The following is a 25,192-nucleotide window of genomic DNA, read 5'->3' as shown; positions in this document are numbered from 1 at the left end:
ACAGAGCTTTAGAAATCACCAGAGAATTTGGTCGCCACTATGAGAACTTCAGAACTCCTGATGCCTGCGGGCAACCTTCAGAAGCTAAAGATTGCTGTGCTTTATGGAGCAGATGCGATCTACCTTGGTACGCCAGATATGTCCCTGCGTACGAAGGCAGAGTTTACGCTTGAGCAGGTTGTTGAAGGGATTGAATTTGCGCATAAGCATGGCAAGCGTGTTTATCTGACGCTGAACTTGTTTTCTCATAACAAAGACGTTCCTAAACTGAAGGAATATGCCGAGACTATTCGCGATATTAATCCGGATGGGTTGATCATTGCTGATCCGGGTGTGTTCCAGTTTATGCGTAAAGAGCTGCCAAATGTGCCGCTGCATATTTCCACGCAGGCGAACGTTTGCTCGTGGCTTTCGGTTGATTTCTGGAAAGAGCAGGGCGCTGACCTGGTTGTGTTGGCGCGTGAAGTGTCCTTTCCTGAGCTTTCTGAAATTCGTGAGAAGTGCCCGGACATTCGTCTGGAAGCATTTGTTCATGGTGCGATGTGCATGACCTATTCTGGTCGCTGCCTGCTTTCCAACTTTATGGCGGAGCGTGGCGCGAACCAAGGGAACTGCGCAAACTCCTGTCGCTGGAACTACAAAGTGCGCATGCGCATGAAAGACGGCACGATCAACGAGCTTGAGCTGAACGAAGACAACATGGACATGTTTGAGTTCTTGCTGGAAGAGGGATGCCGCCCTGGCGAGTTGATGCCAATTCTGGAAGATGGTCGCGGTTCTTACATTCTGAACTCCAAAGACCTGTGTCTGATGCCGAAGCTGAATGACTTCCTGCGTATTGGCGTGGATTCTCTGAAGATCGAAGGGCGTGGCAAGTCCATGTACTACGTTGCGGTTGTTGCACGTGCCTACCGCATGGCGATTGATGATTACTATTGTGACCCTGAGAACTGGAACCCGCAGAAGTACATGGATGAGATGTATAGTGTTGCCAATCGTGGCTACACCACTGCGTTCCATGAAGGCCGTTTGAACAACTATGCCCATAACTATGAAGACACACATTCAATTGGTGAGTGGGAATTCGCTGGTATTGTTGAGAAGGTGACTGACGAAGCGTTCTACATGAAAGTGAAGAACAAGATTGTTGCCGGGGAAGTGCTGGAGTTTCTGCAGCCTCTGTCCGACGACAGCGTCTTGCTGCGTATCTATGAGTTTGAAAATGCGAAGTCTGGTGAGATTACGCAGGAAGTACACGCTGGCAAGCAGCCATTGGTGCGTATCCCGTTCTCCCTGTTTGATAAAGACGATGCAGCGGACTTTAAAGATCGCTTCCCGGTAAACACTGTGGTGCGTAAAGAGCGTCCGTTGACACCAGAGCAGTGGAGTCGCCTGAAGCTGGATCGGACTGCAGAGCGTATTGAAGCGCGCGGTGAAGCGACGAATGCGCAGCAGAACAAGTATGAGAGGCAGCGTGGTCGATTGATTGATGCGATCGCTGAGGGAAGTCAGGATCGTAAACCAAAATCTCCTCGTCTTGGCTTGGAAGGTTGTTGTGGTCGTGGCTGTAACGGTTGCATGATCTTCTGGGAAGATCCGAAGTTTGAGAAGGCTCGCGAGATTCTGAAGACTAAAAAGCAGGGTGTGATGCTGGCGCGGAATGCGTTGAAGCACGAAGTGAGCTGATAGCTTAGTTAGATTGATGTACTCAAAGCCCCGGTCCGAAAGGTCGGGGCTTTTATTCTGTCTGGCCCTTATGAGAACATACTGAATTTCAAAGCCAAAACCATATTTATTAGGCTAGTAAGCTATTATTAGTAATAATTAATGTATGTTTTAAGCATGAGTCTTTCAAGCTCATAAGTTTGACGTTGGGATAGTTGCACTTGTTGTCTTGAATGACTTGTTGTGGGGTACGTAAATACGCTGATCTTACTTATTTTTCCTCTACTGACTTGGCTGGGTTGTGGTGGTGAGAGATTGGCGGTTAGGGAATTATCTGCACTGAATGTGCAGTTTGGAAGGTAATTCAAGATGAACTGGTCCGAAATGTTGAAGAGCGCACCTAAGGCTGAGGGATCACATCAGACAGATGTGGGCGGCATCAATCGTGAAGGAATTGATGCACTTCTGTCGGCTTTGATGGAAGATCGTCCACTTCCCGAAGTGGAAGGTGTTTCAGCAGATCTTTACGAGCGCTTTGAAGCACTAAAGCAGAAGCTTGATGATCAGGATGAGCGCACCCTTGGCCAAACGGTAGAGTACTCCCTGCAAGCCAGTGAATCGATGGCAGCGATCTCCCAAATCACATGGCATATTCGCAAAACGGATGAAGGCGCGCAGACAATTGCGACCGGTGTTGAAGAGCTAAACGTTTCCTTCTCTGAAATTGCCTCTAGCGCTCAAGGAGCTGCGGATGCGGTGGAATCTGCAAATGAAGCCATGCAGCAGGGAGAAACAGCAACTCGAGAATCTGCAGATGCCAGCCAGCATATTGGTCGGTTCTTTGAAAGTATGACTGCTGCTGCAAATGAGTTGACCGCTGCCGCTGTTCAGATTGGGACCTTTGTTGGTACGATTGAAGGACTGGCCAAGCAAACAAATCTGTTGGCACTGAACGCGACGATTGAAGCCGCGCGTGCTGGTGAGGCAGGCAAGGGTTTTGCTGTTGTGGCTTCCGAGGTAAAGGACCTTTCCGGTCAAACACAGCAGGCAACAGATGATATTCGTTGCCGGATTGAGACCTTGCAGGCTCACGTGAACGATGTGAACTCAGCTGTGAATGATGCGCAATCTCTGGTCAGCAAGAGTATTGATAACTCACAGAATGCCGAGAGTTTGATCTCTGAAGTGCTGCGCGATGTAGGTGTTGCGAGCACGCAGATGCGTGAAATTGCACGCCAACTGACGCAACAGGAAGAGGCAACCAGCGAAATCAATCGCGGTGTCCATGCAATTGCAGGGCATGCACGCGATGTGAATGAGCGGATTGAACATGTGATCCAGACGGTTGCTCAATCTGAATCCATCGTGGAAGAGCAGTTTACTGAGTTTGATAAGCGAGGCGTACCGAACTTTATTCTGCATCGTGCTAAGGCTGATCACATAATCTGGAAGAAGCACCTTGCCGAAATGTCAGTTGGCCTCAGTCATTTGCAGGTGAGTGAGCTTTCAGATCATCATCAGTGCCGTCTTGGCAAGTGGTATGACAAAGTGGATGATGCTCATGTGCGCGATAGTCTGGCGTTTAAGAAACTGTTGCCTGTTCATGCTGAAGTTCACGAACAAGGCAAGGAATGCGCACGCCTCCTAGGAATAGCAGACCATGCAGGCGCAGATGCCGCCTACAAGCGCATGGAAGACGCTTCAGTCGAGGTACTGCGCTATTTGGATGAGTTGTTGGCGAAGCGATGAGGTGCATTCTTCGAGCCGAATGAAGATAAGAAAAGCCCGGGCATATGGTGCACCGGGCTTTCTTTTTGTGTTGTTTTATTTCTATCGTTTTGTCGCATCCTTGAGAGACCTTGGCTCCTCAAGGATACGTTGAAGATCAAACCGGGATGACGACCCAGTAATCCAGATCAAGGATTACGCCCTCTTCGTATTTCCCTTCTTCATTCTTGTATGGGAAATCTCCGCAAATAAGATCTTTTGTTGCGACGAGGCGCAGGCGTAATGCTGCGATATCGCTTCTTCCTTCAACCCGTTTTTTGTCCAAAACCTCAGACCACGCGTAAACGGTGTCACCTGCAAAGAGTGGTGCAACGTGTCGTCCTGCGTTGATGCCCGTGATATGGAAAGCATTGCCTAGTCCATTGAAAGACAAAGCACGTGCAAGCGAGATGACATGGCCGCCATAGATCAGGCGTTTGCCAAAGCGGCTGTTTTTCTCGCTGTGATGATTGAAGTGGACTTTCGCAGTGTTCTGGTAAAGACGCGTTGCGAGCTGGTGTTCAGCTTCTTCCACGGTCATACCGTCGACATGGTCGATCTTTTCACCCACTTCATAATCATCGAAGCGGAATGGTGAACCAGACAGGTCAAAGTCCCAATCGTCTATGGAAAGTTCTGGAACGGCTTGTCCCAGACAGTCCTCAGAAATTCCATCTGGAAGATCCGGCAGGGTAACTTCTGGCGCAGCTGCGGTTTCATCACGCTTCTTCACCATAACCCAGCGGGTGTATTCCAGAACCTTCTCAGGATTCCCTGGCTCTTTGTGGCGATAGCCAGTAGAGCGCACGTAAACAACGCCGGTTTTTCCGTTTGAATTTTCTTTCAGCCCGATGACTTCTGACGTGGCGGAGACTGTATCTCCGGCATAGACAGACATCAGGAACCGGCAGTCGGAATACCCCAGGTTTGCGACGGCATTCAGTGAGATATCTCCCACTGTTTTACCGAAGACCACGTGGAAGACTAGAAGGTCGTCCAACGGGTAATACGGGTATCCAATGGTTTCTGCAAAAGCAGTTCCCGACTGTACCGCAAATCGAGATCCGTATAATGCAGTATAAAGAGCTGTATCTCCTTCGTTTATTGTCTTTGGTGTTCCGTGTCTTATGACCTGGCCCACGTGAAAATCTTCAAAAAAGTTACCGCAAGACGTTTTTGTCTTAACCGCAGTTAACGTCATGTATGTAGTCCCCCAACAACAACACGGCAGGCATTGAATAAGAAGTATTTTTAGTTATCAAGCAACACCTTAGAAGGTTGACACTTCGCATAGTATATGTCGCTTTTGATCTTTTTTCTCATGCCTCTATTTTTTCTTTGGTTGTCCAATTGACTTGTTTGTGTAAACAATTTCAATAAGTTGACGGATAACGTGACGATTTTCGCAATCCGTGCTCCAGATGATCGACAAAAATACTCAAGAGAAACAAGCAAGCTTTCTGTCTGTTTGAGATCCTTTATATCTCAGAATCAGTAGAAATGAGCAAATTAAATGTAGTTTGTGGCTAGGTAATTGTGTCCTGTTTTTAGCTAAACCTACATCCTAGCGTTGAAGCTGTAGGATTGTGCAAGCGAGTCGGTAAAAATGTTAGCAAATCTCGCCTGATTCACTTTTAGTGACTGTGCTGTGTTGTTCACTGTTTGGCCCCCTAAAACCGTAGGTTTTTCTTCAAGATCAAAGCGTTACTATGAGTGGTAGGAGGTTTTCGCCCATGGTGAGCTTTTTCTGGCGGATTATAGGTGTTGTTTTGCTGGCGTGGGTCGCTTGGGATCTCTATGCGGGATACACGCTTCTTTATGATGTCATCTACAGAACTGTAGACCCACTGATGTACTGGATTGGCATCGCTTTATGGACTGCACTTGGGCTGAGCTGCTTTTTCTCATCAAGTCGTCAGGAATAAGGTGCCAATTTCTCAATTGATCTGAACTGTCCCGGTTGTATCCTGCAAATAGTGAATCCTGCTGATGGTTCTGCCGCAGTATGTTGAGTTGTAGTCGAGGGAGGTTGTTATGTCGGAGAGAACTTTAATTTCTTCAGGATCACCCTTTGAAAAGACCGCTGGATATTCTCGTGCAGTTGTAGATGGCGACTTCGTCCATGTTTCTGGCACGACCGGATATGATTATTCGACGATGCAAATGCCAGAGGATGTGGGCGCACAAGCCGTTAATGCGCTGGAAACGATCAAAGGCGCGCTTGGCGAAGCAGGATGTTCGCTCACGGATGTGGTTCGTGCGCGCTATTATGTGACTGACCGGAGTAACGTTGAGGCGGTTTTTGCCGTGCTTGGTGAGTATTTTGGTGAGATCCGTCCTGCCGCGACGATGGTTATTTGCGCTCTCATTAAAGAAGAAATGAAGGTCGAAATAGAAGTCATGGCTCGAAGAAGCTAATCTGGCTTTTCGCTTTCGTGAGACTGACAATGTACATTGTGGAGATGTACGTGAAGAGACTTTTAAGTTTCTGGTCTTTTCGCCAGTTGAAAGATCGTTTGCCTTAGCTATATACGCAGACAATATCGACAATATCGACAATATCGACAATATCGACAATATCGACACTAACGAGATGGCGACGCATGACTGATTTTCCGAAAGAACTGCTGACTGGATACGGCCTTTATAAAGAGCGGATTTATCGCCAGTTTGAAGAGGAATATCAAAACCTCGCGATCTATGGTCAAGAACCTGAAGTAATGGTGATTTCCTGCTGTGATAGCCGGGTTACTCCTGAAGGTATCTTCCATGCGCAGCCGGGTGAGCTGTTTGTGGTTCGCAACGTGGCGAACCTTGTGCCTCCGTTTATTCAGGGCGGTGGTACGCACGGTACCAGTGCAGCGCTCGAGTATGCGGTGACTGGCCTAAAGGTGAAGCATCTTGTTGTGTTGGGCCATTGCAAGTGTGGTGGTGTTCAGGCTTTCCGCGAAAGTAATGGCAAACTCAGCAAGACTGGTCAGTTTGTTGGACCGTGGATCAAGATGTTGGAACCGGCTGCGATTACGCTGGCTTGTACTCCCGTTGATAAACACGAAGATCCGCAACTTGCACTGGAATATGCTGGTATTCGCCAGAGCTTGAAGAACCTTATGACGTTCCCGTTTATTGAAAAGCTTGTCACACAGGGAAACCTGGACATCCATGGTGCATGGTTTGATATCGGCTCCGGGGCTTTGCGGGTTATGAATAAAGAAACTGAGATCTTTGAAGATGCGCAGGATTTGCGTGCGCAGTTGAAAGAGCAGGAAGCTGAGGATTAAGCCTCTGTAGGGCAGAGAACCAATCAAAGTGTTGGTTCGATAGAGTTTTGGAGAGTCGCGTTCTATGGTGTAGGGCGCGGCTTTTTTGCTTGTTTGCGGGCTTTCCAATTGGGGCGGCGGACCTTCCAGAGAATGAACGGAATACTGAGTGTGAGGAACACGCCGGGGATAATGATTGCCAGATAAGTTGTTGCCGGAAAGTCGGGTTCGTCTGGAGGCCTGAAGCCGATGATGAATGCGATGAGTGAGATACTGAAGCCGATGCTGCCCAACACCCAGATGCCCCAGTTGCCGAACGGGACCTTATAGGTCCGCGGAACATTGGGGTGTTTGTAGCGCAGCCGGATTGCGGTGCTGTAGAGCATTAAGTACATGACGGAGTAAAGCAGCACCGCTGTTGAGGTGAGGTACAAGAACACCTCGTTGGTCTTTACGTGAAGCAGGAAAGCGGTTGCTATGAGTGTGGCGATGGTGGCCTGCACCAACATGAGTGGCACTGGCATATCGTGAGTGTTTGAGCCATGCAGGAATTTGGGTAGCATGCCATCGCGGCCTGCGACTGCGAGGCTTTTCACTGGTCCTGCAATCCAAGTGCTAACTTGCCCGGCAGCGCCAACAGCGATGAACATGGCTGCAACGGGTAAGATGTTCGGCACGCCATAGTGATCCAGCAGTATTGTGAAGGTTTGCAGGACCCCAAGCGTGTTTGAGATCTCCGTGACCGGAATGATCATGGCAATCGTCAAACCGCCCAGAAGAGAAATTGAAAAGCCAATCAGTGCTGCGATGAGGATTGCGATTGGATAGGTGCGTCGAACGTTCTGAACTTCTGTCGCGTGGCCCGCTGAAACTTCCATACCGATGAAGCCGAAGAGGAAGCTAAGGAAGAGGAACAAGGTTGAGGTTTGAGAGAGGGAGGGGATGATATTGGCGGTGGTGAGGCTGACATCAATAGCGGGTTGAGCAGGGCCAGAGACGTAGAGCAGGCCCAATGTAATCATGGAGAGAGATGGGAAGATAGTTCCTGCCAGCAGGCAGACGCTGGCAATGCGTTTTGTAATTCTTGTGCCTTTGAAATTTGCGAAGGTTGCGCCCCAGTAGATGATGATAACACCTGTGAACATAAGCCATGGGTTTTCATCAAGAGGGCGATCAAACACAAACGCGAGGGCTGCGGTAGTGTAAGCAACGGTTGCGACCATGGCGAAAATGGCCTGAAACCACTGTAGGAAGACTGCCATGAACCCGAAGGGAGCGCCGAAAGCTTCCTGCACCCAAGTGTAAACACCATGTTTGGGCCAACCTGTTGCCAATTCTGCTGAAATGAGGGCTACAGGCAGGATGTAGCAGAGGATCACTGCTGTGTTGAAGAACAGGATCTTCATGCCGGTTTGTGCCATGAGTGGCATATTCAGCATCGTCATGAAGAGAGCTGTGGTCATAAACACCAAGTGCCAAAGGGTTATGTGGTGCTTTGGCTGATTGCGTGGTGTTTTGCCCATCACTCTTGTCCTCTACTTTTCGAGGCGTTCGAGATTTTCTTGCGGCGCAGGAACCATATGCTGAGTGGAACCAGCAGGGCGAGAATAACAGCCACAACCATGAGGCCTTCAAAGCTCTTTATTGAGAATGGCAGGGATGGTGGGGGAATGAAACCAATTGCAAAGCAGCTTATGGCTGTCAACATGCCGATGATACCGAGCAGCCAGATGCCCCAATTGCCGCCGGGCACTCTGTAAGGGCGCGGGATATGCGGATGAGTGTAACGCAGGCGAATGGCTGCTACGAACATCAGCAGGTACATCAGTGAGTAAAGCAGTACTGCTGTTGAGGTGAGGACGAGGAACACCAGATTGACGTTCTCGAAGAGGATGAAGCTCAGGGCAATGAATGAAATGAGAGATGCCTGCAGGATCAGAAGTGCTGCAGGGACGTTGTTTTTGTTGGCTTTAGCAAAGTGTGCTGGCAGCAGTCCTTTTCTGCTGGCTGCCCACATGCCTTTTACCGGACCAACTATCCAGGTGCTGACCTGACCGGCAGCCCCGACTGCGACCAGCAGTGCGATGAAGGGTGTCAGAATGGAGAGGCCATAGGCGTTCAGATAAGCGGAGAAAGCCTGAAGGGCGCCGTTGATGTTGGAGATATTGCCTTTTTCGAGGATGAGTGAGACGGCAAGTCCACCCGCAAGGGTGATAACAAAGCCTGCGATCGCTGCTGTGAAAATTGCACGCGGATAGTTCTTTTGCGGGTTTTCTACTTCGTTTGCATGGCAGGCGGAGACTTCGATACCGACAAAGCCGAACACGAAGCTCATGAAGAAGACGAGGCTGGTGGTGTCGGAGAGTGATGGAACCCAGTTTGATAGTGTTGCTGAGGTGTCGAGTGCAATGGTTTCGCCAGAGAACAGATAGTAGATGCCAAAAAGGATCAGCAGGGCTGAGGGAAAGAAGACACCGATGGAGACAGCGTAACCTGAGATCTTCTCCGAGGTTTCGGTTCCTCTGAAATTGATCAGTGTTGCAGCCCAATAGAGGGCGAGCACCGAGAAGGTGATGTAGTAGCGATTTGAGCCCAGCTCCGGATCAAAGGCATATGTGAGTGTAGCTGTGGCATAGGCGACGATTGATGTGACGCCGAAGATGGACTGTATCCATTGCAGGAACACTGCCACGAAGCCGACGGGCGTGCCGAAAGCTGCTTCGACCCAATGGAACACACCGTTTTGCGGCCAGCCTGTTGCAAGTTCTGCTGAGACTAATGCTGTTGGAATGAGGAAAGCAAACACGGTGATGGCGTTGAGCAGGACCATTTGCATACCGGTCTCTGCCATCATTGGCATGTTTCGCAGAGTCATAAATAGTGCTGTGGTGATCAGCACCAAAGGGATGAATGCGATTTTGTGTTCAGCGCTGGGCGGTTTTTCCTGCTGCATGGGCCACCGGCATAGTCTTTGATGCTCTAAACTTTAAATTGAGGGCCTGAAAAAAGGCTGAGAGTGCAGGTGGGAAGCGCCTTGGTGGCATTAAGTTGCTGTTAGGTGTGAGCGCTGGGCTAGATGTCTTCTTTGCAGATGGTACGGTCAACTTCCATCAGCTCAACCGGAGCTCCATTTACCTCGATAAAGGCGACAGTGAGTCCGTCGATAGGGGAGTTGGGTTTGATGATAACCTTCTGGTCTTTCAGCGCCTCTGCCAAATCGTCAACTTCAAACGCCACATGCGCCACTGTCTTCACGATTTCAGGGTAGGGCGCACCTTCGTCATAGCGCTGCCATTGAATGCCGAAAAGATTGTTTTTGTGGTCGCTGACGGTCATGTGCAGGTGAGGCAGCGGAATCTCTTCCTCGAAGTATCCCTTGGTTGGAATGCCGATATGGTTGAATTTCATTGGTCATCTTTCAATTTGGCTGCATGGGACCATGTTTGAGACCAGTGGCCTAAGGGTTGCAGGTAGGTGAACAGGTCTTCTCCTTCTGCTGTCAGTTCGTAGCCGCTTTCTCCATTCATGACGATCCCGCATTCTCGTAGTTCTTTCAAGCGCGTATTGAGCACAGTGGGTGAGACAGAGTCACAATTGGACTGGAGCGTGCGGAAGGTTTGCGGGCCAGTTGAAAGGTTCCAGATGATGCCAAGAGCCCATCGTCTGCCCAGCAAATCAAAGAGAACCATGATTGGTTTGCCGGATTTTGAGCCACGAACCGGTTTGCCTGCCTTAGGTATTTTCACAGAAATGGGGCTTTCCTTTTTGCTATGATTGTTGTAGCAGTGTCTTGCTACTTTTATTGTAGCACGTTTGGAGAATTTTGCTATGGTTGTTTTTGCGGTGTCGTCTGCCCTGGCGGCTTCCTTAGGGTGGGCGTGTGGATCAATGTTGGCCCACCGACCGCTACAACGTGTTGGGGTTTTCGAGTTTACGCGCATTCAGTTGCTTACATCTGGGGCGATCCTGTGTTTGCTTTGCTCTGTGTTGGGGTATTGGCATACTGTTGATTGGAGCCAGTGGCCTGCCTTTGTGGTGAGTGTTGTTGTCAGCGTGATTATCGGGAACCTGGCTTTGATGGCTTGTTTGCGCCGAGCCGGGCCGCGGCAAACGGAGCTGCTGCTATCGCTTAAAACGCCAATCGTTGCTGTGCTTGCCTTTGCGTTTCTTGGTGAAGAGCTGAGCTTTACAGAAATTGTTGGCATCGCAATCGCACTTTTCGGCATTTGCTTGGCGATTTTGTTTGGAAGTTCTGATCAGGAAACAGAAGCTGCTCGTCGTAGCGGCGGGTTGGTTGTAATTGTGTTGTTGGCGCTTGTTGCAGCTGCTTCGCAAGGGATTGGAATGCTTGTTCTTAAGCCGTTGCTTGTTGCAGGGACCGAGCCTTTGGCAGCATCAGCGGTGCGGGTTACCGGCGCTGCGTTTATTGTGGCCCTGGTTGGATTGATGCCTGTCTCGGCGGTTCAGGCTTCAACAGAGATGAGCTGGATGCTGTTGTTCCGCGTGGTGCTGCCCGGTTTCATTGGATATGGCATATCTGTCTCGCTGTTGCTCTATGCCTATGCTCATTATGATGCAGCCGTTGCCAGCATTCTTGGCTCGCTGTCACCTGTCTTTATTCTGCCGTTGCTCTGGATGCGAACGGGAAACATGCCCCGCCCGCTGGCTTGGGGTGGTGCATTGCTTTCGCTTGGCGGAACTGCTGTGATTTTGCTGTAAGAGAGTTGGTGCCAGCAGCTGGGTTGCTACTGGCACGCTTTGCTTTATTAGAAGCTGAGCTGCAAGTCGTATCTTTCAAAGAGATCATGGAAGCCCTTTACGAGACCGTTTGCAATTCTAGTTGCGTTTTCCGACGGATCACTCGGGAAGAAAAAGACATCTGTTATTGCCTGCTTTTGTTCCAAGAATTCACCCTCTGAGATTGTGTTTTCATCAGGAGAATCTAGCGAGTCCAGTAAGGGTGCAAACAACTGAACGAATGGGCCTTTCAGTGTGGATGAGATCACTGAAGCGGTCGCATAAGCTTCTGTCGGATGTTTCCCCGCCTGCTGAAGACGATTGACCAGCTGTTCTTCGACATTTGTTGAAATGAGCTCGATAGCCTCACTCACAACTTGCGAATTTTCCTTGAGCTTCTCGGAGCGGAAAGCGTTGTTCAGCTGTTGCTGGATCTCCGGGTGCTCTTTGAAAATCTTCGTGAAGTGACGCTCTGCGGCGAACTTGTTGTCGTCACCACCCAAGCCATCCGCATTGTTGGAGTGCTTTGCTATGAACTCGGTCAGCAGCTCTGCATTGATTTCATCAGCGGTCAGGTGTTCTACAAAGCCTTTGATGATTTCATTGGCGGTTTGAGCTGTTTCTATCTGCTTGCCAAGCTCAGCCTTTGCTGCGTTGACGATGCCGCCTTGTTCCTGAAAGTCATTGCCGTCTTTTATAGAACGCACGATTTCCTTGGCAGCCAAATCAGGCAACCATTTCTGCGCGGCCCTTATTTCTTTTGGGGTTCCTTCAGGCACAAACGGGGCAATTTGCGAGCTGAACTCATCTGTTTGGGCTGCTTCTCTCAGTGTCGATTTCAACACGTCCTGAACAGCGCTGTTGATGATGCTTTTTTGGAGAATATCTTCGATCTGATCAGTAATGTCGTTCGTGCCTTCAGGACCGGAAACCGTGTTGAAGACGCCGTTCAATACGGTTGCGATTTCACCGAATGCCCCTGCGCTTATCTTCTCTGCGGGCAGGCCCAACTCTGAAAAGACGCTTTCAAGCAAAGTACCGCCTGCGCTAACTGACTGCAGTCCTGCAATGGACCGTAGCTGATTGCCTACTGCTTGTTGTACCTGTTCATCCTTCAAACTGCTGCGAATGGATTGGTTGGAGTTGCTTGGTCTGGATTGGTTTTCCAGTTTGCCTTGCACATTTTCCTGCAGTTTTGTGATCTGCTCGGAGGAGACATTATCCCAGTTGATTTGGAAGTCCGCAGTTGATGCAGCAGCTTTCAGATGCTCCCTATCACCCAGTTTTTCAATATGGGTTGCAATGTTTGCGTCGGTTTCTGCTGCCAGATTCTTCGCAACATCCTCTGCAATCTGTGAGACAATTGCTTTTATTTGCTCAGGATTTTCGCCAGCCTTTGTAAACTCACTGGAGCCTTCCAGCAATTTGGTGACATTGGCTGCTACCTCTGCACCATGCGTTTTGGCGACGCTTGAGAGGATAGCCGCTTGTGTAGTTACATTGAGCTCTTCGGCTTTATTTTCCTGAGTTGTGAGTGCCAACTCAACCGAGCTCAGTACTTGTGCATTGGTCAGGCTGTGGGCTTTCCCATCACCTGGTGCGAAAGCCTTGTAAGCGGCTTCACCGACGTCTTTGCCGAATTCTGTTTTCAATGCTTCCTGAAAACGGGTCTGATCTGCAGATTTCTGGCCATCTCCAGTGATATGGAGCTTGGCCCAGGAGAGTACTTTTCCGCCAACCGATGTATGAGAGGTGCGTTGTGTAACGGCTTCTTGCGTGGTGTGCAGTTTGTCCAGACCGTTGTTGAATTGGGCTGCAGTTACAAAACTGGAGAGTTCAATGGTGCTCATACTCTTGCTCCAAAATCTGCGAAATTATCGGCCTGACAAGGGTTGGTGTGGTTTGGGTTATCCCAATTTGGGCTGAGGCCTTCCGGGTTCTTGAGGCGCTCGTGCCAGGAGGCAGCTGTGCGGATGAACATGTCCAGCTTGTTGTGGAGGGCAAAGGAGGATCTGTCGGAGATTGTCACCACCATGGAGAGATTTATGCAACTTGCTTTTGGGCTGATGTTGAACGCCATGGCATGGCTGTCGGCAAACACGCAATTGGCCTGCATCAGAGCTTCAAGGACTTGCGGACTGTTGGTATCGCGTTTGCTGATAACTGCGTTGAAAAGCAGGGTTTGGCTTTCGTCTCGCCAGACGATGCTCATGGCGAGGTCCTGATCAAGACCAAGGAAAATCTGACCATCTTCGTTCAAAGAGAAGTTGTCAAAGCCAATTCTGTTGCCGAGTTCGATCAGCAGTGCGTTTACCAAATCAGTCATGCAGTCTCGCGCGCCTCACCATAGGACTTGTATGTCGTTGATGCTGTTCCTTGCAGTGAAGACGGTTTGTCTGCTGCAAGGAACAGCATCTGTAAGGCTAGGTTTAGCGAGGGTGAGGAGAGACTGCTGTCTTGTTTGGTACAGGTTGCCGACAAACTTGTGCCCCTCGCATACTTTGATGCGTATGCGAGGGCTGGTTGGTTATGTATTCGCGAGAACTGTAGCCGGAGCGGCGGCTCGTTTGTGGGCAAACACGATGACAAAGGTGAGCCCCAGTAGCAGAACCTCGGAGAACACACTGGCGTACCAAATACCGGCTTCTCCCATTGCATAAGGCAGGATGAGAGTAAGCGGGACTGCGAACAGGTAGGTTTTGGCCAGCATCAGAATGCCTGCGCGGGCAGCGTCACCGATTGCCTGAAAGAATGTGCCTACCATCATCAACGGACCAGACAGGAAGAACATCATAGACACGATTGGGATGATGCGTTCGACGTCTGCAATTGTGGCTGCATCATCGACAAAGATCGCGCCCAGTTGGGAGCTGAACAGGAAGTAGATTGCCTGAACTCCACCGCAATAGATGAGCGAGATTATGATCGCGATTTTCAGGGTTTGTGCAGTTCTGTCGTGCTTTTGGGCGCCGTAGTTGTTTCCTGAAATGGATTGCAGCGCCATGCTGAGACCCAGCAGAGGCAGGAACGTGAAGGTCATCATTCTGGTGATGATGCCATAGGCTCCAGCGGTGACTTCATAGTTGCTTCCGGCCCAAAGCTGAATTGCAAACAGCGTGACGGCTGCAGCCAGAGAAACACCCGTATAGCCAAGGCTTTGGGGGACACCAAGAGCGATGAGGGACTTCCATTGGAAGCTCACTGGTCGCCAGTTCAGGAAGGAAAGTTCCCCGCGTTTGGATGTGTAGTAGACTACTAGTGCAACTAATGAAATCAACTGTGCAGTCAATGTTCCATAAGCAGAGCCGGCCACGCCCCAGCCGAATTGAACCACATAGAGCCAATCAAAGAAGATATTCAGGAATGCAGAACTCAGGGTGATGACTGTCATGAGAGGCAGTAATCCCTCACAACGGAGCCTGTCGATGTTGATGGATAGGACGAACCCCAACGGTGAACCTAGAATGAGGATCGCCATGTATTGATAGCCAATACGGGCTAGTTCGTCAGAGCCGTTGGTCAGGAACAGAGCTAACTGAAATCCTGCGACCAGAAAACTCACGATAAGGCTGCCGCAGACGATCAATGCGAGGGCGATTGCGCTGTCGATGATCTTCTTTGCGATGCGGTGGTTGTTGGCGCCAAAGGCCCTTGCGTAGATGCTGGCGAAACCGTTGGACACGAGCGTGAACAGGGAAACCAAGATCATGAAGAGAGGGAACATGAGTGTGACGCCAGTCAGGGCCTGTGTACCCACATAGGTTCCCAGAAAATAGGCGTCGACGACCGTGTGCAAGCCGTTGACCATCATGACAAGGCTGAGGGGGATTGCGGTTTTTGCAAAGAGAATAGGTATGGAGCCGGACAGAAAAATATTGTCCGGTTTGGAAGAAAAAACGTCAGACATCAAAACTGCTTTCAGTTCAGAAGCGGGAAAATGCTGGAGCTCGCGTTGCCAGTAAACCGCTGAAATTATGCGGTTTGATGCAGAAAATATGGAGCTTCACCAGAGCGGTATGCTTGCGAGCGGCGGGTGTCCGAACCACACCGCGATCATAGGTGGAGTGCATTTTTACTGCAAGTGGATGCGCTCAATTGAGCAAGATTTGTGAACTGGTATATGGCAGTTTGAATTTGTGTCGTGTTGCGGTTGACGAGGGTAGCTTGCGCGACCTACTCCTCTTGCAGTTAATTCTGCTGAGAGGTCCTTCCATGGCAAAAGCAATTCACATGATGATCCGGGTTTTGGATGAAGAGCGTTCGCTTGCGTTTTATCGTAGGGCGTTTGGTCTGGAAGTTGCCGAGCGGCTGGATTTTGACAGCTTTACGCTGGTTTATCTGCGCAATGCGGAGAATGACTTTGAGGTTGAGCTTACAATCAACAAAGACCGCAGCGAGCCATACTCATTAGGTGACGGATACGGGCACATCGCGTTCTGTGTGGATGGGCTGGCTGCAGAACATAAGCGTTTTCAGGAGGAAGGGCTTGCTCCGGAGGACATCAAAGAGTTCTTCGTGGAAGGCAAGTTGCTGGCACGGTTCTTCTTTGTGACTGATCCCGATGGATATCGAATCGAGATGTTGGAGCGGCACGGGCGATACCAGTAGCCGCTCTTTTGCTTAGGACTCAATCGCCTTTTCAGCGAAAGTCGGAGGGGAGCTTTTGGCGAGCTCCTCTTTGCTGTGGCTTTTGAAGGTGTGGGTGAAGCCATCACGTAGTTTGTAATGCGGTTGCCAATCGAAGTTTTCCAGGTATCTGGTCACATCGAGTGCGCAATCGTAATCGCGGAAGGGGAAATACTCACGGGCTGGGATGCTGGGCGCCATGTCATTGCCGTAGAGAACTTCTGGTTCGACCTCTGCAATATCGCAGAGCATCTTCACCCATTTTTCGATGGTGAGGATATGCGGGTCCGCCAGGTTGACGGCCTCAGTCGGCATGGCATGCATAGCAAGCAGATAGAGGATGAAGCTGGCGAGATCTTCTTCGTGCAAAAACTGCAGTTTGGTCTGGCCATCACCGGGCAGGATGATCGGGCGTTCTGTTAAAGCTCGCGCCCAGACAAATTGCTCTCGGTCGATATCATTGTTGGGGCCATACAGATAAGGCGGGCGGATGGCGACGGCTGGTGTGTGTTCCTGATTCAGCAGGAAGTGATCTGCTCCAGATTTATCTCTGCCATAAACACCCCACACGGACGCTCCACCGATCGGGTCTTTTTCGCTCGGTAAGTGTCCTTTAGTTTCTTTGTAAACCGCTGCGCTGGAGAGATGAACCCACTTTTTGGCATGGATACCGAAGGTGTTGAATGCAATCCTCGACTGCTCTCGCGTATAAGCGCTTGTATCGATTACCGCTTCGAATTTGTCGGTGATCTGCTGCATGGCAAAAGGATCGTTTCTGTCTGCAACCAACTGCTTGGTTCCCGGAACCGGGCGTGTGCCTCTGTTGAGCAGGGTTACATTATATCCCTTCGAAAGTAGGGCCGGGATGAGAGATGCACCCACAAAGCCCGATCCACCTATAACTAACAAGTTATGCATATTTTGCAGTGCCTTAGAACTGTCCACTCTCAGTTTTAGAAAACTAACATGGTGGGATTAAAGAAACCTGTCTGCATCGCAATAGTTGAGCACCCATCCATTTTCGTTGAAATATTGAACCTTGCAATGACTGAGGCGAGGCGGCACAAATGGTCAACTTCAATTTGCAGAAAACGGGGATATTGACCCATGGCATCCAACAAGCTCCTGCTTCTTCCTGGTGATGGAATTGGTCCTGAAATCATGGAGGAGGTGAAAAAGGTTATCGCCTGGCTCAACGAGCAGGGCGAAGATACTTACGAGTATGACGAAGGCCTTGTTGGCGGCAGTGCCTACGATGCACACGGCGTTTCCATCTCTGAAGAAGATATGGCGAAAGCACAGGCAGCTGATGCTGTTATTTTCGGTGCTGTTGGCGGTCCTAAATGGGACGAGGTGCCTTATGAGGTTCGCCCGGAAGCTGGCCTGCTACGTCTGCGTAAAGACCTTGGCCTGTTTGCAAACCTTCGCCCTGCGATTTGCTATCCGGCGCTGGCTGACGCGTCTTCTTTGAAGCCGGACGTCATTGAAGGATTGGACATTCTGATCGTTCGCGAACTGACCGGTGGTGTTTACTTCGGTGAGCCGAAAGAGATCATCGATCTGGACAACGGCCAGAAGCGCGGTATCGACACGCAGGTTTACGACAGCTATGAAATTGAGCGTATTGCTGGCGTTGCATTTGATCTTGCGCGCACCCGTGACAACAAAGTTTGTTCCATGGAAAAGCGCAATGTGATGAAGTCCGGCGTGCTTTGGAACGAAGTTGTGACCGCAACGCACAAAGCAAACTACGCGGATGTTGAGCTGGACCACATGCTGGCAGACGCTGGCGGCATGCAGCTGGTGCGTTGGCCAAAGCAGTTTGACGTTATTGTAACCGACAACCTGTTTGGTGACATGCTGTCTGATGTTGCGGCGATGCTGACTGGTTCTCTGGGTATGCTGCCGTCTGCTTCTCTTGGTGCGCCTGATGACGCAACCGGTAAGCGCAAAGCCCTTTATGAGCCAGTGCACGGTTCTGCTCCTGATATTTCCGGTACAGGTGCTGCTAATCCAATTGCAATGATCGCAAGTTTTGCAATGGCGCTGCGCTACTCTTTCCAGAAGATTGCAGAGGCCGACATGGTTGAAAAAGCAATCTCCAACGCACTGGACAAAGGTCTGCGCACAAAAGACATCGCGAAGGATGGTGAAGCCACCATCACCACCGCACAGATGGGTGATGCTATTGTCGCCGAGCTGACCGCTCTTGCAGGTGTTTCAGCATAAGCTGGCAGTTCAGAGTCTAGAAATTTGAAACAGGGCTTCCGTTGGTTCGGGAGCCCTGTTTTTTATTGCATGGGTGGAAGTAGTGGCTGAGTGGGTTTAGGACTTGGCAAGTTCACGTATTGTATCTGCGATCCTGAGGCATCGAAGCCTTCAAAACTTACGCCATGCAGCGTTGGGTTCTCGTAGGTTTTGATGAAATACTTTCTGTTTTCAATGTCAGCAATGGTCGACCACTGGGTGTAGTCGTTGGCTTCCTGTTCCTGCTCGACTGGCAAAATGGCAGGCCTTACAAACCCTTTTGGAATGTCGAAGTTGTTGAGCTCGTGCTCCATGGTCACAAGCCGGTTCTTGTTTAGTTCAGCGGCGTCAATAGTGGAGATTAAACCCAGCGCACGGATAAACCGGGAAGGTGGAGTTGGATCACCTGGGATTCCAAGCAAGCCAGAACCCTGACCGAAGGGGGTTAGTTCCTGTCCCATGATCTCAGTAGAGCCGATGTTGAATGGAGAGAGGAACAGGTAGTTGCGGATGTTCTGGACATGCCACTCGAAGTCTGGCGAGTTGGTGAGCACGGTGTAAGGATTGTCATAGACTTTCAATTCGCCGTTTATGGGCTCTATGACAATAGAAAAGCCAGCTGCATCATGTAGAGTGTAGTGAAGCGGCGGGATTTCATCCATGCTCTCGTAGAAGGTCCCGACTAATGAGACCTGATCCAGATTGACTTTAATTTCTTCGACTGTTTTGAAGGTTGAAAGCATCCAGACGAGGAAGTCTACCTGATTGATTTCCTTGGTGCGTTGCGCTTTATCATCTGACGGGTTTTTGTAGGCAGCAGAGCCGGGGAAGTAGAGGGCGCCGCCGGACAGACCGTATTCGTTCATGCCATCAACCAAGGCGGGGCTGTCGAAGATGCTGGCGCAATCACAGCAATTTTGCCGGTCCAGCTGTGGCCCGCTTCATCATTGATTTGAGATTGGAACTTGTAACCGCGTGGGATGAGCCCAATTTTAGTGGGGATCTGCTTGCCGAACTCCATCGTGCGGCCATACATTTTGATGTTGTCGACGGTGGACAGGACGAAGCTGGTGCAGGCATTTGCCGCTATTGGCTGAAGAACAAAAGCGAGCAGGGCTAAGCTGATCTTGAAAAAGGCAATTGGTTTGCTGGCAATGCGCTTGAGCATGGGGCCTCCTGAATGAGTTCTTTTGCTTGTGATTGTCAGCGAAGAGCGCAAAGGTTCCGTTAGATGTGCCTGCTGCTTTAAGATTGGTTTTTTGGCAGTTTGGCCACTGGATGTTAATCACGGGAGTTAGCCGTGTGATTTGGTTGCGCGAAAAACCCCTGTGCGGCATAAGCCTGAGCCAAGACAAATTTTGAGAAGTATTGCTGAAAGACAGAGCATGGATGAACGTTTAAGACCCTTCCTCGGAACCTGGATTCTGGATCCTGATACCTCAAGCTATGAGCAGGGTTCTGTGCCTTGGGGTGGCAGTTTGAAAATTGTCGAGAAGAATGGCGAAATCGGCTTCTTCATGAAAACCGTTGAAGGCGAAGGAGAAACCGTTGAGGCCAACTTCTCAGGCATTCCTGATGGGGAAGATCGCCCTATGCCGCAAAACCCGTTTGCGGATACGCTTTCCCTTTCTTTGAACACGGATGGTGATCTGGTTTCTGAAGCGAAGCGCGGCGGCCTAAGCATTATGGTTGCCAAGCGAGAGCTGAATGAAGACGGTTCTCAGCTTACGGTTTATCAAACTGTACACCTGTTGGATGCTGGTTCGTTTACCAACGAAGCCGTCTATATGCGAGCACAGTGAGTGGTTTAAACCTGCATTAGCTTGTCTTTGTTGAACTTGGTTGTGAGACTTAAAAAAGTAACAGGACACAACCATGTTCAATCGAAATAAGCTTGCCGGAGCCTGCGCAATACTGGCGGTTTGTGGCGCATCAAGCGCCAATGCCCTGGTGTTTGATGGCATTCCTTACATGGATGACCGCAGCACCCCTCAAGCGATGATTGAAAGCTATTATAATGCCATTAACCGCAAGGAGTATGTGCAGGCGTATAGCTACTTCAGCACCCCACCTAAGAACTTTGAGGAGTGGAAAGAAGGGTTTCGAACAACGGAGTCCGTGCAGCTGCGCTATGGGTCTACCCAGCCAGATGCAGGTATGAGTCAGCTTTATTGGCCGCTTCCGGTGGCGATTGAAACGCACCTTTCCGACGGGACTTCTCAGGTTTATGCCGGCTGTTATGTTTTACATATGGTGGTGCCGGGCACGATTACCGATCCGCCTTACTCGCCCATAGCGATCAACAAGGGTGAGTTGAAGCCAACGGATAAACCCTTGAGCCAGGCCCTACCCGATAAATGTGACGAGTAGCCGTAATTATTCATCATATTAGCTTGCTGTGAAGGCCGCGGAATAAGCGACGGTGCCGGTTGGTGTCTCTCCCTCAAAGGTGTGCTGCATAAAGTATTCTGCTGGCACGCCAGGGAAGACTAGGCCTTTTGCTTGCTGAAAGCCGAAGCGACTGTAATATTCCGGCTCCCCAAGCAAAACGACACCTCTGGCACCAAGCTGCTTGATTTGCTGCATTCCCTCCACGATCAAGGCTGAGCCAAAGCCCTTGCCCTGATGTTTCGGAGCAATGGCCACCGGACCAAGGCCATACCAGCCCTTATCCTCACCATCGATGATTACTGGAGAGAAAGCGATATGCCCTACCATGCCGCCAGCTTGCCCTCCAATGAGTGACAGTGTCAGTTCACCATTCGTGCGCAGCTGGTCGATGATCAGGTGCTCGGTTGGCTTTGCGCCGGGTTCATGGTGTGGATGATTTTCGAAAGCTGCGTAAACAAGATTGCGGATTGCCTCGATGTCAGATGGTAGCTCTGTGCGGATGATCATTGGTATTGCCCGTTATGTTTAGCTTAGCTTTTGTGCCACGAAGAATAAGAAAGCTCACTGACTTATCGGACTAGAGATACCCGAACATTCTCCCGCAGATCAGGACGCCGAGCCAGCTGAACAGGGAAATGAAGCCAGCGGATTTGAAGCGGGGGATGGTTCCGCGGGAGTCGACTTGTGCCAGATAGCGCCATGGTTTGTTGAAGCGCAGGAACAGTGCGTTGAGCAGGGCGAGAGTGAAAAAGCCTGACTTGGCCCAGAATATAGGCGCATTGACGTATACTTGCGCTTTGACTGAAAGCAGAAAGATGCCGGTTGCGATTGCTATCAGACCTCCCAAAAGGGCAATGCGCGTAAGAGGGCGTGCAAGGTCGTATAGCGGGATGGAGCGCCACATACCCATCATGCGCAGGTCAAGCGGGACGAGGGAGCCGAACAGCATCGCGAGCCCAACGATGTGGCCTGTGTTGATTGCCGGATAGACCCACCATGCATACTTGAAGACCTCTGGCAGCTGAGAGCGTTCGAGATCGACAGCAAGTGCTTGCAATTGAGAAAGGAGGTCCATCATTATTCCGTTGTGACTTTTGATCGCTCTGTTCAACCTGAGTGCAGACGCGATGCCATGCAAGGATTGATTGGTACACTTTTTCCAGTGCCCACGGTTTTATCATTTTGGGGTTGTTTATGGCTGACTTTGTGCATTTGGAGTGGGGACGGAACGCAAGCAGTGATGGCTTTGCTGTGGCTGAAGGCGTTGGTAATATTCATTGAAAGGCGTATGACTTTGCCGCAGCTGAAACTCTCGGTGGGACGCCTCTATCATTGAAATGAGAATACCCTTCTCGCAAGTTTCTCCAGAAGGGTAACCAACGGCTGTTGGCATGAATAGCCATGTTGGTCTCTGTCATATGGAATGGGAAGATGTGAACGTCCACGGAAGCTTGACCACTTAGCAGGGCATTTTCGACCAGTAAGTAAATTTCTTCCATTCCTTTGTCAGTCATTGCATAACAGCCTGCTGATAAGCAGTTGCCGTGAACCATCAGGAATGATCCGGTTCGTTTATTGGATTTGTCAAAGGCGTTTGGGAAACCAAGATTGAATGCAAGGTGATTTACGCTTTTAGGATTTAGCTGACGTGTTGTTACTTGATAAAATCCTTCAGGCGCTTGCCTATCACCTTCTTTTAGTTTGGGTCCTAATCCTCCAGAAAACGAGCAAATATCGTAGGTTTTGAAGAGTTCATAATCGCCGTTTTTTTGCTTCCAAACTTCTAACTGAGCCTCTTCTTTGAAAATACGTAGAAAAACAGGCTGCGTGAGACTCATATTCTTTTCTCCCAGTTCCGCTGCAAGATATGGGGTGAGAGTCTTTCTTACTTCTTTGATGTTCGCTGATTTAGCAAACCAATAGGATTCTGACGAGAAGTAGGGCTGTGAAGAATCGTATCTAGTTGCGATTATGATTGATAGTAGAGTGACGGTGGCAACCATACTGATAGCGATCAGGTATCTAACGAAACGCATAGAGAAATCTTTTAAAAAGAAATTTATAGAGAAACGCAAAATTATTATCACCTAGAGGTTGTTTATGGCTGACTTTGTACATTTGGAATGGGGACGGAATGCAAGCAGTGATGGCTTTGCGGCGACTGTGATTGTGGATTGTCTGAGTTTCTCGACAGCGACTTCTGTTGCTTGTGGCAGAGGGGCGCTGGTGGTGCCTGTTGCTGATCGTGATGAGGGAAAGGCGCTTGCTGTTGAGATTGGCGGGGTTTGTGCCGGGAAGCGCCGGGAGGATGGTTACTCACTGTCTCCACCAACGCTCATGGGGCTTTCTGTTAATGATGTGTTGGTGTTGCCCAGCCCCAACGGTGCGACGCTTTCTGCTTTGCCGAGAGAAGGGCGGGTGTTTGCTGCTGCACTTCGGAATGCTTCAGCGGTTGCGGCTTATCTTAAGGTGATTTCCGGAAAAATCTTGCTGGTTGCTGCGGGTGAGAAGTGGCCGGATGCCAGTTTGCGGCCTGCTTTCGAGGATCAACTGGCCTGCGGTGCACTTGCACATATGCTGGACTGCGCGATGTCGCCAGAAGCCTCGATTGCTCGGGCTGGTTATCTTTCGTGTGCTGATGATCTGCACGGAGCGCTAAAGGGCTGCGTGAGTGGGCAGGAACTGACGCACTATGGCTATGCGGGTGATGTGGACTGGGCAGCTGACCTAGATTCGGAAAGCTGCGTGCCTGAACTGCGGCAAATTGAGCTTGGCGGGAAGGTCGTGAATGCGTTTGGGGATGTTTCGCGTGCAAGTCATGGTCGTTCAAAAGTTGAGCTTACATCAGGGTTTATTTTGCTTGAATGAAGGTTCTCATCGGTAAATCCCTGTATTTCGGTGGTTTTGCTGGTGCGTACGTGTCACGCTTGAGTGATGTTGAAGCTCTGCCATAGCAAAGACTGTTGACAAATCTTCCCTGTGAAGGCATGAAATCCGCGATCTATTTATTGGGAAAGAGTTACGCGGAATGTTCCTTCGCAAGACCGACACAACAAAATTCATGCGGACTGCGGCGAAAACCGCGGGCATGATGTCGGCTGCAAAAGTGACCGCGACTACTACCAAGACAATCACCACGAAAACGACAAAGACCACCGTCTAAGGTGCCTCTCTTTCCCGCGCTCTCCCCGGGACGGAGGGCGCCAGAGGGCTCACCGGGCGCAGTTAGCCTCCGGAAGCCAGCGGGGGAGACGAAGAGGACAAAACCAATGGGTTATAAGATTGCGATTGCAGGTGCTACCGGCAATGTGGGTGCGGAAATGCTGGATATTTTGGCAGAGCGTGGTTTCCCAGCTGATGAAGTGATTGCATTGGCATCTCGCCGCTCTCAGGGCAAAGAAATCTCCTTTGGTGACAAGACGCTGAAAGTTAAAGCGATGGAGAATTTTGATTTCTCCGATGTTGACATCTGTTTGATGTCTGCTGGCGGTACCATCGCGAAAGAGTGGGCTCCGAAGATTGCTGCCAAGGGCTGTGTTGTCATCGATAACTCTTCTGCATGGCGCTATGATCAGGATGTTCCGTTGATCGTGCCTGAAGTGAATGCTGATGATATTGTTGACTTCAAAAAGAAGAACATCATCGCGAACCCGAATTGCTCCACTGCACAGCTGGTTGTTGCTCTTAAGCCAATTCACGAAAAAGCTGGTATCAAGCGCCTCGTTGTTTCTACTTACCAGTCCGTTTCTGGTGGTGGTAAAGACGCAATGGATGAACTGTTCAACCAGACCCGCGCTGTTTTCGTAAACGACCCGATTGAGCCTCAGCAGTTCACCAAGCGCATTGCGTTTAATGTGATCCCGCACATCGATGAGTTCATGGAAGATGGTTACACCAAGGAAGAGTGGAAGGTTCTCGCTGAGACCAAGAAGATGCTCGACCCTACCATCAAAGTGACTTGTACTGCTGTTCGCGTGCCTGTGTTTGTTGGCCATGCTGAGTCCGTGAATATGGAACTGGACAGTCCACTTTCTCCTGAAGAAGCTCAGGACCTGCTGCGTGAAGCGCCGGGTATTCTGGTTGTCGATAAGCGTGAAGACGGCGGCTATGTCACTCCTTACGAGTGTGCTGGCGAAGATGCGACTTACGTTTCCCGTATTCGTGAAGACGCGACCGTTGAGAACGGCCTGAACATGTGGGTTGTTTCCGATAACCTGCGTAAAGGCGCTGCGCTGAACACAGTTCAGATTGCTGAGGTTCTGGTGAACCGCGGCCTGATTAAGCCAAAAGCAGAAGCTGCTGCATAAGCTTTTCAGCTACTGATGAGATTAGGGAGGGCACCTTTTAGGGTGCCCTTTTTTGTTAGAGGTGAAAGAGTGTTACTGCTTCATTCGGAGAGAATGAGAATGCTCTGGTCACAAAACTTATCCCCCTCCTCAATTCCTTCGATACTCTGTGTCTATGCCTACGTAGCGGGCTGCTGGCGGAGCGACCGTCAG

General features: G+C 50.1%; 26 protein-coding genes. 12 read left to right on the top strand and 14 right to left on the bottom strand.

Annotated elements, in window-relative coordinates; translation table 11 throughout:
- Positions 1-39 precede the first annotated feature (39 nt).
- Both PsWM33_RS11345 and PsWM33_RS11340 read left to right on the top strand, forming a co-directional pair.
- Positions 40-1,686 carry a U32 family peptidase gene (locus PsWM33_RS11345; protein WP_063300292.1) on the top strand — a complete coding sequence of 549 codons (1,647 nt, stop codon included), beginning with the start codon at positions 40-42 and terminating at the stop codon, positions 1,684-1,686.
- Positions 1,687-2,034: 348 nt separating this feature from the next.
- On the top strand, positions 2,035-3,414 hold the full coding sequence (locus PsWM33_RS11340) for a methyl-accepting chemotaxis protein (RefSeq protein WP_063300291.1): 1,380 nt from the start codon (positions 2,035-2,037) through the stop codon (positions 3,412-3,414).
- Positions 3,415-3,550: 136 nt separating this feature from the next.
- Here PsWM33_RS11340 and PsWM33_RS11335 read toward each other — a convergent pair whose 3' ends face one another.
- A complete protein-coding gene (locus PsWM33_RS11335) occupies positions 3,551-4,633 on the bottom strand; it encodes a MaoC family dehydratase (protein ID WP_063300290.1) in 1,083 nt (360 codons plus the stop codon).
- 532 nt (positions 4,634-5,165) lie between these two features.
- Here PsWM33_RS11335 and PsWM33_RS11330 point away from each other — a divergent pair.
- The 3 genes from PsWM33_RS11330 to PsWM33_RS11320 all read left to right on the top strand — a co-directional run bounded on the left by PsWM33_RS11330 (position 5,166) and on the right by PsWM33_RS11320 (position 6,713).
- On the top strand, positions 5,166-5,357 hold the full coding sequence (locus tag PsWM33_RS11330; protein ID WP_063300289.1) for a hypothetical protein: 192 nt from the start codon (positions 5,166-5,168) through the stop codon (positions 5,355-5,357).
- 109 nt (positions 5,358-5,466) lie between these two features.
- Positions 5,467-5,850 (top strand): RidA family protein, encoded by a 384-nt coding sequence (locus PsWM33_RS11325; protein ID WP_063298654.1) that lies wholly within the window; start codon positions 5,467-5,469, stop codon positions 5,848-5,850.
- Between the two features lie 185 nt (positions 5,851-6,035).
- Positions 6,036-6,713 (top strand): carbonic anhydrase, encoded by a 678-nt coding sequence (locus PsWM33_RS11320; RefSeq protein WP_063300288.1) that lies wholly within the window; start codon positions 6,036-6,038, stop codon positions 6,711-6,713.
- Between the two features lie 62 nt (positions 6,714-6,775).
- On the opposite strand, the gene PsWM33_RS11315 is transcribed toward PsWM33_RS11320, so the two are convergent.
- The 4 genes from PsWM33_RS11315 to PsWM33_RS11300 all read right to left on the bottom strand — a co-directional run bounded on the left by PsWM33_RS11315 (position 6,776) and on the right by PsWM33_RS11300 (position 10,438).
- On the bottom strand, positions 6,776-8,215 hold the full coding sequence (locus tag PsWM33_RS11315; protein ID WP_063300287.1) for an APC family permease: 1,440 nt from the start codon (positions 8,213-8,215) through the stop codon (positions 6,776-6,778).
- The gene (locus PsWM33_RS11310) at positions 8,215-9,645 is read right to left on the bottom strand and encodes an amino acid permease (RefSeq protein WP_063300286.1); all 1,431 of its coding nucleotides are present in this window, start codon (positions 9,643-9,645) and stop codon (positions 8,215-8,217) included. The genes PsWM33_RS11315 and PsWM33_RS11310 overlap by 1 nt, the downstream gene beginning before the upstream one ends.
- A 119-nt stretch (positions 9,646-9,764) precedes the next feature.
- The gene (locus PsWM33_RS11305) at positions 9,765-10,100 is read right to left on the bottom strand and encodes a hypothetical protein (protein ID WP_063300285.1); all 336 of its coding nucleotides are present in this window, start codon (positions 10,098-10,100) and stop codon (positions 9,765-9,767) included.
- A complete protein-coding gene (locus tag PsWM33_RS11300; protein WP_063300284.1) occupies positions 10,097-10,438 on the bottom strand; it encodes a winged helix-turn-helix transcriptional regulator in 342 nt (113 codons plus the stop codon). The genes PsWM33_RS11305 and PsWM33_RS11300 overlap by 4 nt, the downstream gene beginning before the upstream one ends.
- Before the next feature lie 82 nt (positions 10,439-10,520).
- Here PsWM33_RS11300 and PsWM33_RS11295 point away from each other — a divergent pair, with 82 nt between their 5' ends.
- Positions 10,521-11,411: a DMT family transporter gene (locus tag PsWM33_RS11295; protein ID WP_063300283.1), complete on the top strand. Its 891-nt coding sequence runs from the start codon at positions 10,521-10,523 to the stop codon at positions 11,409-11,411.
- 47 nt (positions 11,412-11,458) lie between these two features.
- Here the strand turns inward: PsWM33_RS11295 and PsWM33_RS11290 are convergent, their stop codons facing one another.
- The 3 genes from PsWM33_RS11290 to PsWM33_RS11280 form a co-directional block, all read right to left on the bottom strand.
- Positions 11,459-13,279 carry a hypothetical protein gene (locus tag PsWM33_RS11290; protein ID WP_063300282.1) on the bottom strand — a complete coding sequence of 607 codons (1,821 nt, stop codon included), beginning with the start codon at positions 13,277-13,279 and terminating at the stop codon, positions 11,459-11,461.
- Positions 13,276-13,755, bottom strand: a complete 480-nt coding sequence (locus tag PsWM33_RS11285) for a CesT family type III secretion system chaperone (protein ID WP_063300281.1) — start codon at positions 13,753-13,755, stop codon at positions 13,276-13,278. Before PsWM33_RS11285 ends, PsWM33_RS11290 begins: the two co-directional genes overlap by 4 nt.
- 201 nt (positions 13,756-13,956) lie before the next feature.
- Positions 13,957-15,336, bottom strand: coding sequence for an MATE family efflux transporter (locus PsWM33_RS11280; protein WP_063300280.1), 1,380 nt, complete (start codon positions 15,334-15,336; stop codon positions 13,957-13,959).
- A gap of 305 nt (positions 15,337-15,641) precedes the next feature.
- Here PsWM33_RS11280 and PsWM33_RS11275 point away from each other — a divergent pair, with 305 nt between their 5' ends.
- Entirely contained in the window at positions 15,642-16,037 is a 396-nt protein-coding gene (locus PsWM33_RS11275; protein ID WP_063298644.1) for a VOC family protein, read from the top strand.
- A 12-nt stretch (positions 16,038-16,049) separates the two neighbouring features.
- On the opposite strand, the gene PsWM33_RS11270 is transcribed toward PsWM33_RS11275, so the two are convergent.
- Positions 16,050-16,973 carry an NAD-dependent epimerase/dehydratase family protein gene (locus PsWM33_RS11270; RefSeq protein ID WP_082826976.1) on the bottom strand — a complete coding sequence of 308 codons (924 nt, stop codon included), beginning with the start codon at positions 16,971-16,973 and terminating at the stop codon, positions 16,050-16,052.
- A 189-nt stretch (positions 16,974-17,162) separates the two neighbouring features.
- Between PsWM33_RS11270 and leuB the strand changes: the two genes are divergently transcribed.
- Positions 17,163-18,284: a 3-isopropylmalate dehydrogenase gene (leuB, locus tag PsWM33_RS11265; RefSeq protein WP_063298643.1), complete on the top strand. Its 1,122-nt coding sequence runs from the start codon at positions 17,163-17,165 to the stop codon at positions 18,282-18,284.
- Between the two features lie 62 nt (positions 18,285-18,346).
- Here the strand turns inward: leuB and PsWM33_RS11260 are convergent, their stop codons facing one another.
- Both PsWM33_RS11260 and PsWM33_RS28670 read right to left on the bottom strand, forming a co-directional pair.
- On the bottom strand, positions 18,347-19,168 hold the full coding sequence (locus tag PsWM33_RS11260) for a linear amide C-N hydrolase (RefSeq protein ID WP_206598997.1): 822 nt from the start codon (positions 19,166-19,168) through the stop codon (positions 18,347-18,349).
- Positions 19,165-19,470 carry a linear amide C-N hydrolase gene (locus PsWM33_RS28670; RefSeq protein ID WP_206598996.1) on the bottom strand — a complete coding sequence of 102 codons (306 nt, stop codon included), beginning with the start codon at positions 19,468-19,470 and terminating at the stop codon, positions 19,165-19,167. The genes PsWM33_RS11260 and PsWM33_RS28670 overlap by 4 nt, the downstream gene beginning before the upstream one ends.
- Before the next feature lie 217 nt (positions 19,471-19,687).
- Between PsWM33_RS28670 and PsWM33_RS11255 the strand changes: the two genes are divergently transcribed.
- Positions 19,688-20,104 (top strand): hypothetical protein, encoded by a 417-nt coding sequence (locus tag PsWM33_RS11255; RefSeq protein ID WP_063300279.1) that lies wholly within the window; start codon positions 19,688-19,690, stop codon positions 20,102-20,104.
- A gap of 73 nt (positions 20,105-20,177) precedes the next feature.
- Complete coding sequence (locus tag PsWM33_RS11250) at positions 20,178-20,672, top strand: hypothetical protein (RefSeq protein ID WP_063300278.1); 495 nt, start codon at positions 20,178-20,180, stop codon at positions 20,670-20,672.
- Between the two features lie 18 nt (positions 20,673-20,690).
- Here PsWM33_RS11250 and PsWM33_RS11245 read toward each other — a convergent pair whose 3' ends face one another.
- The 3 genes from PsWM33_RS11245 to PsWM33_RS11235 all read right to left on the bottom strand — a co-directional run bounded on the left by PsWM33_RS11245 (position 20,691) and on the right by PsWM33_RS11235 (position 22,729).
- The gene (locus PsWM33_RS11245) at positions 20,691-21,200 is read right to left on the bottom strand and encodes a GNAT family N-acetyltransferase (RefSeq protein WP_063300277.1); all 510 of its coding nucleotides are present in this window, start codon (positions 21,198-21,200) and stop codon (positions 20,691-20,693) included.
- Between the two features lie 70 nt (positions 21,201-21,270).
- Positions 21,271-21,768 (bottom strand): hypothetical protein, encoded by a 498-nt coding sequence (locus tag PsWM33_RS11240; RefSeq protein ID WP_208994524.1) that lies wholly within the window; start codon positions 21,766-21,768, stop codon positions 21,271-21,273.
- Between the two features lie 199 nt (positions 21,769-21,967).
- On the bottom strand, positions 21,968-22,729 hold the full coding sequence (locus PsWM33_RS11235) for a L,D-transpeptidase family protein (protein ID WP_208994523.1): 762 nt from the start codon (positions 22,727-22,729) through the stop codon (positions 21,968-21,970).
- A gap of 64 nt (positions 22,730-22,793) precedes the next feature.
- On the opposite strand from PsWM33_RS11235, the gene PsWM33_RS11230 reads away from it, so the two are divergent.
- Positions 22,794-23,561 carry a 2-phosphosulfolactate phosphatase gene (locus tag PsWM33_RS11230; RefSeq protein WP_063300275.1) on the top strand — a complete coding sequence of 256 codons (768 nt, stop codon included), beginning with the start codon at positions 22,794-22,796 and terminating at the stop codon, positions 23,559-23,561.
- A gap of 401 nt (positions 23,562-23,962) precedes the next feature.
- Positions 23,963-25,000: an aspartate-semialdehyde dehydrogenase gene (locus PsWM33_RS11225; protein ID WP_057465112.1), complete on the top strand. Its 1,038-nt coding sequence runs from the start codon at positions 23,963-23,965 to the stop codon at positions 24,998-25,000.
- The last annotated feature ends 192 nt before the right edge of the window (positions 25,001-25,192 follow it).

It is taken from the genome of Pseudovibrio sp. WM33 (assembly GCF_001623165.1).
GTDB lineage: Bacteria > Pseudomonadota > Alphaproteobacteria > Rhizobiales > Stappiaceae > Pseudovibrio.
Note: the sequence above shows the minus strand (reverse complement) of the source record. Positions and strands in the feature narration are given on the sequence as shown.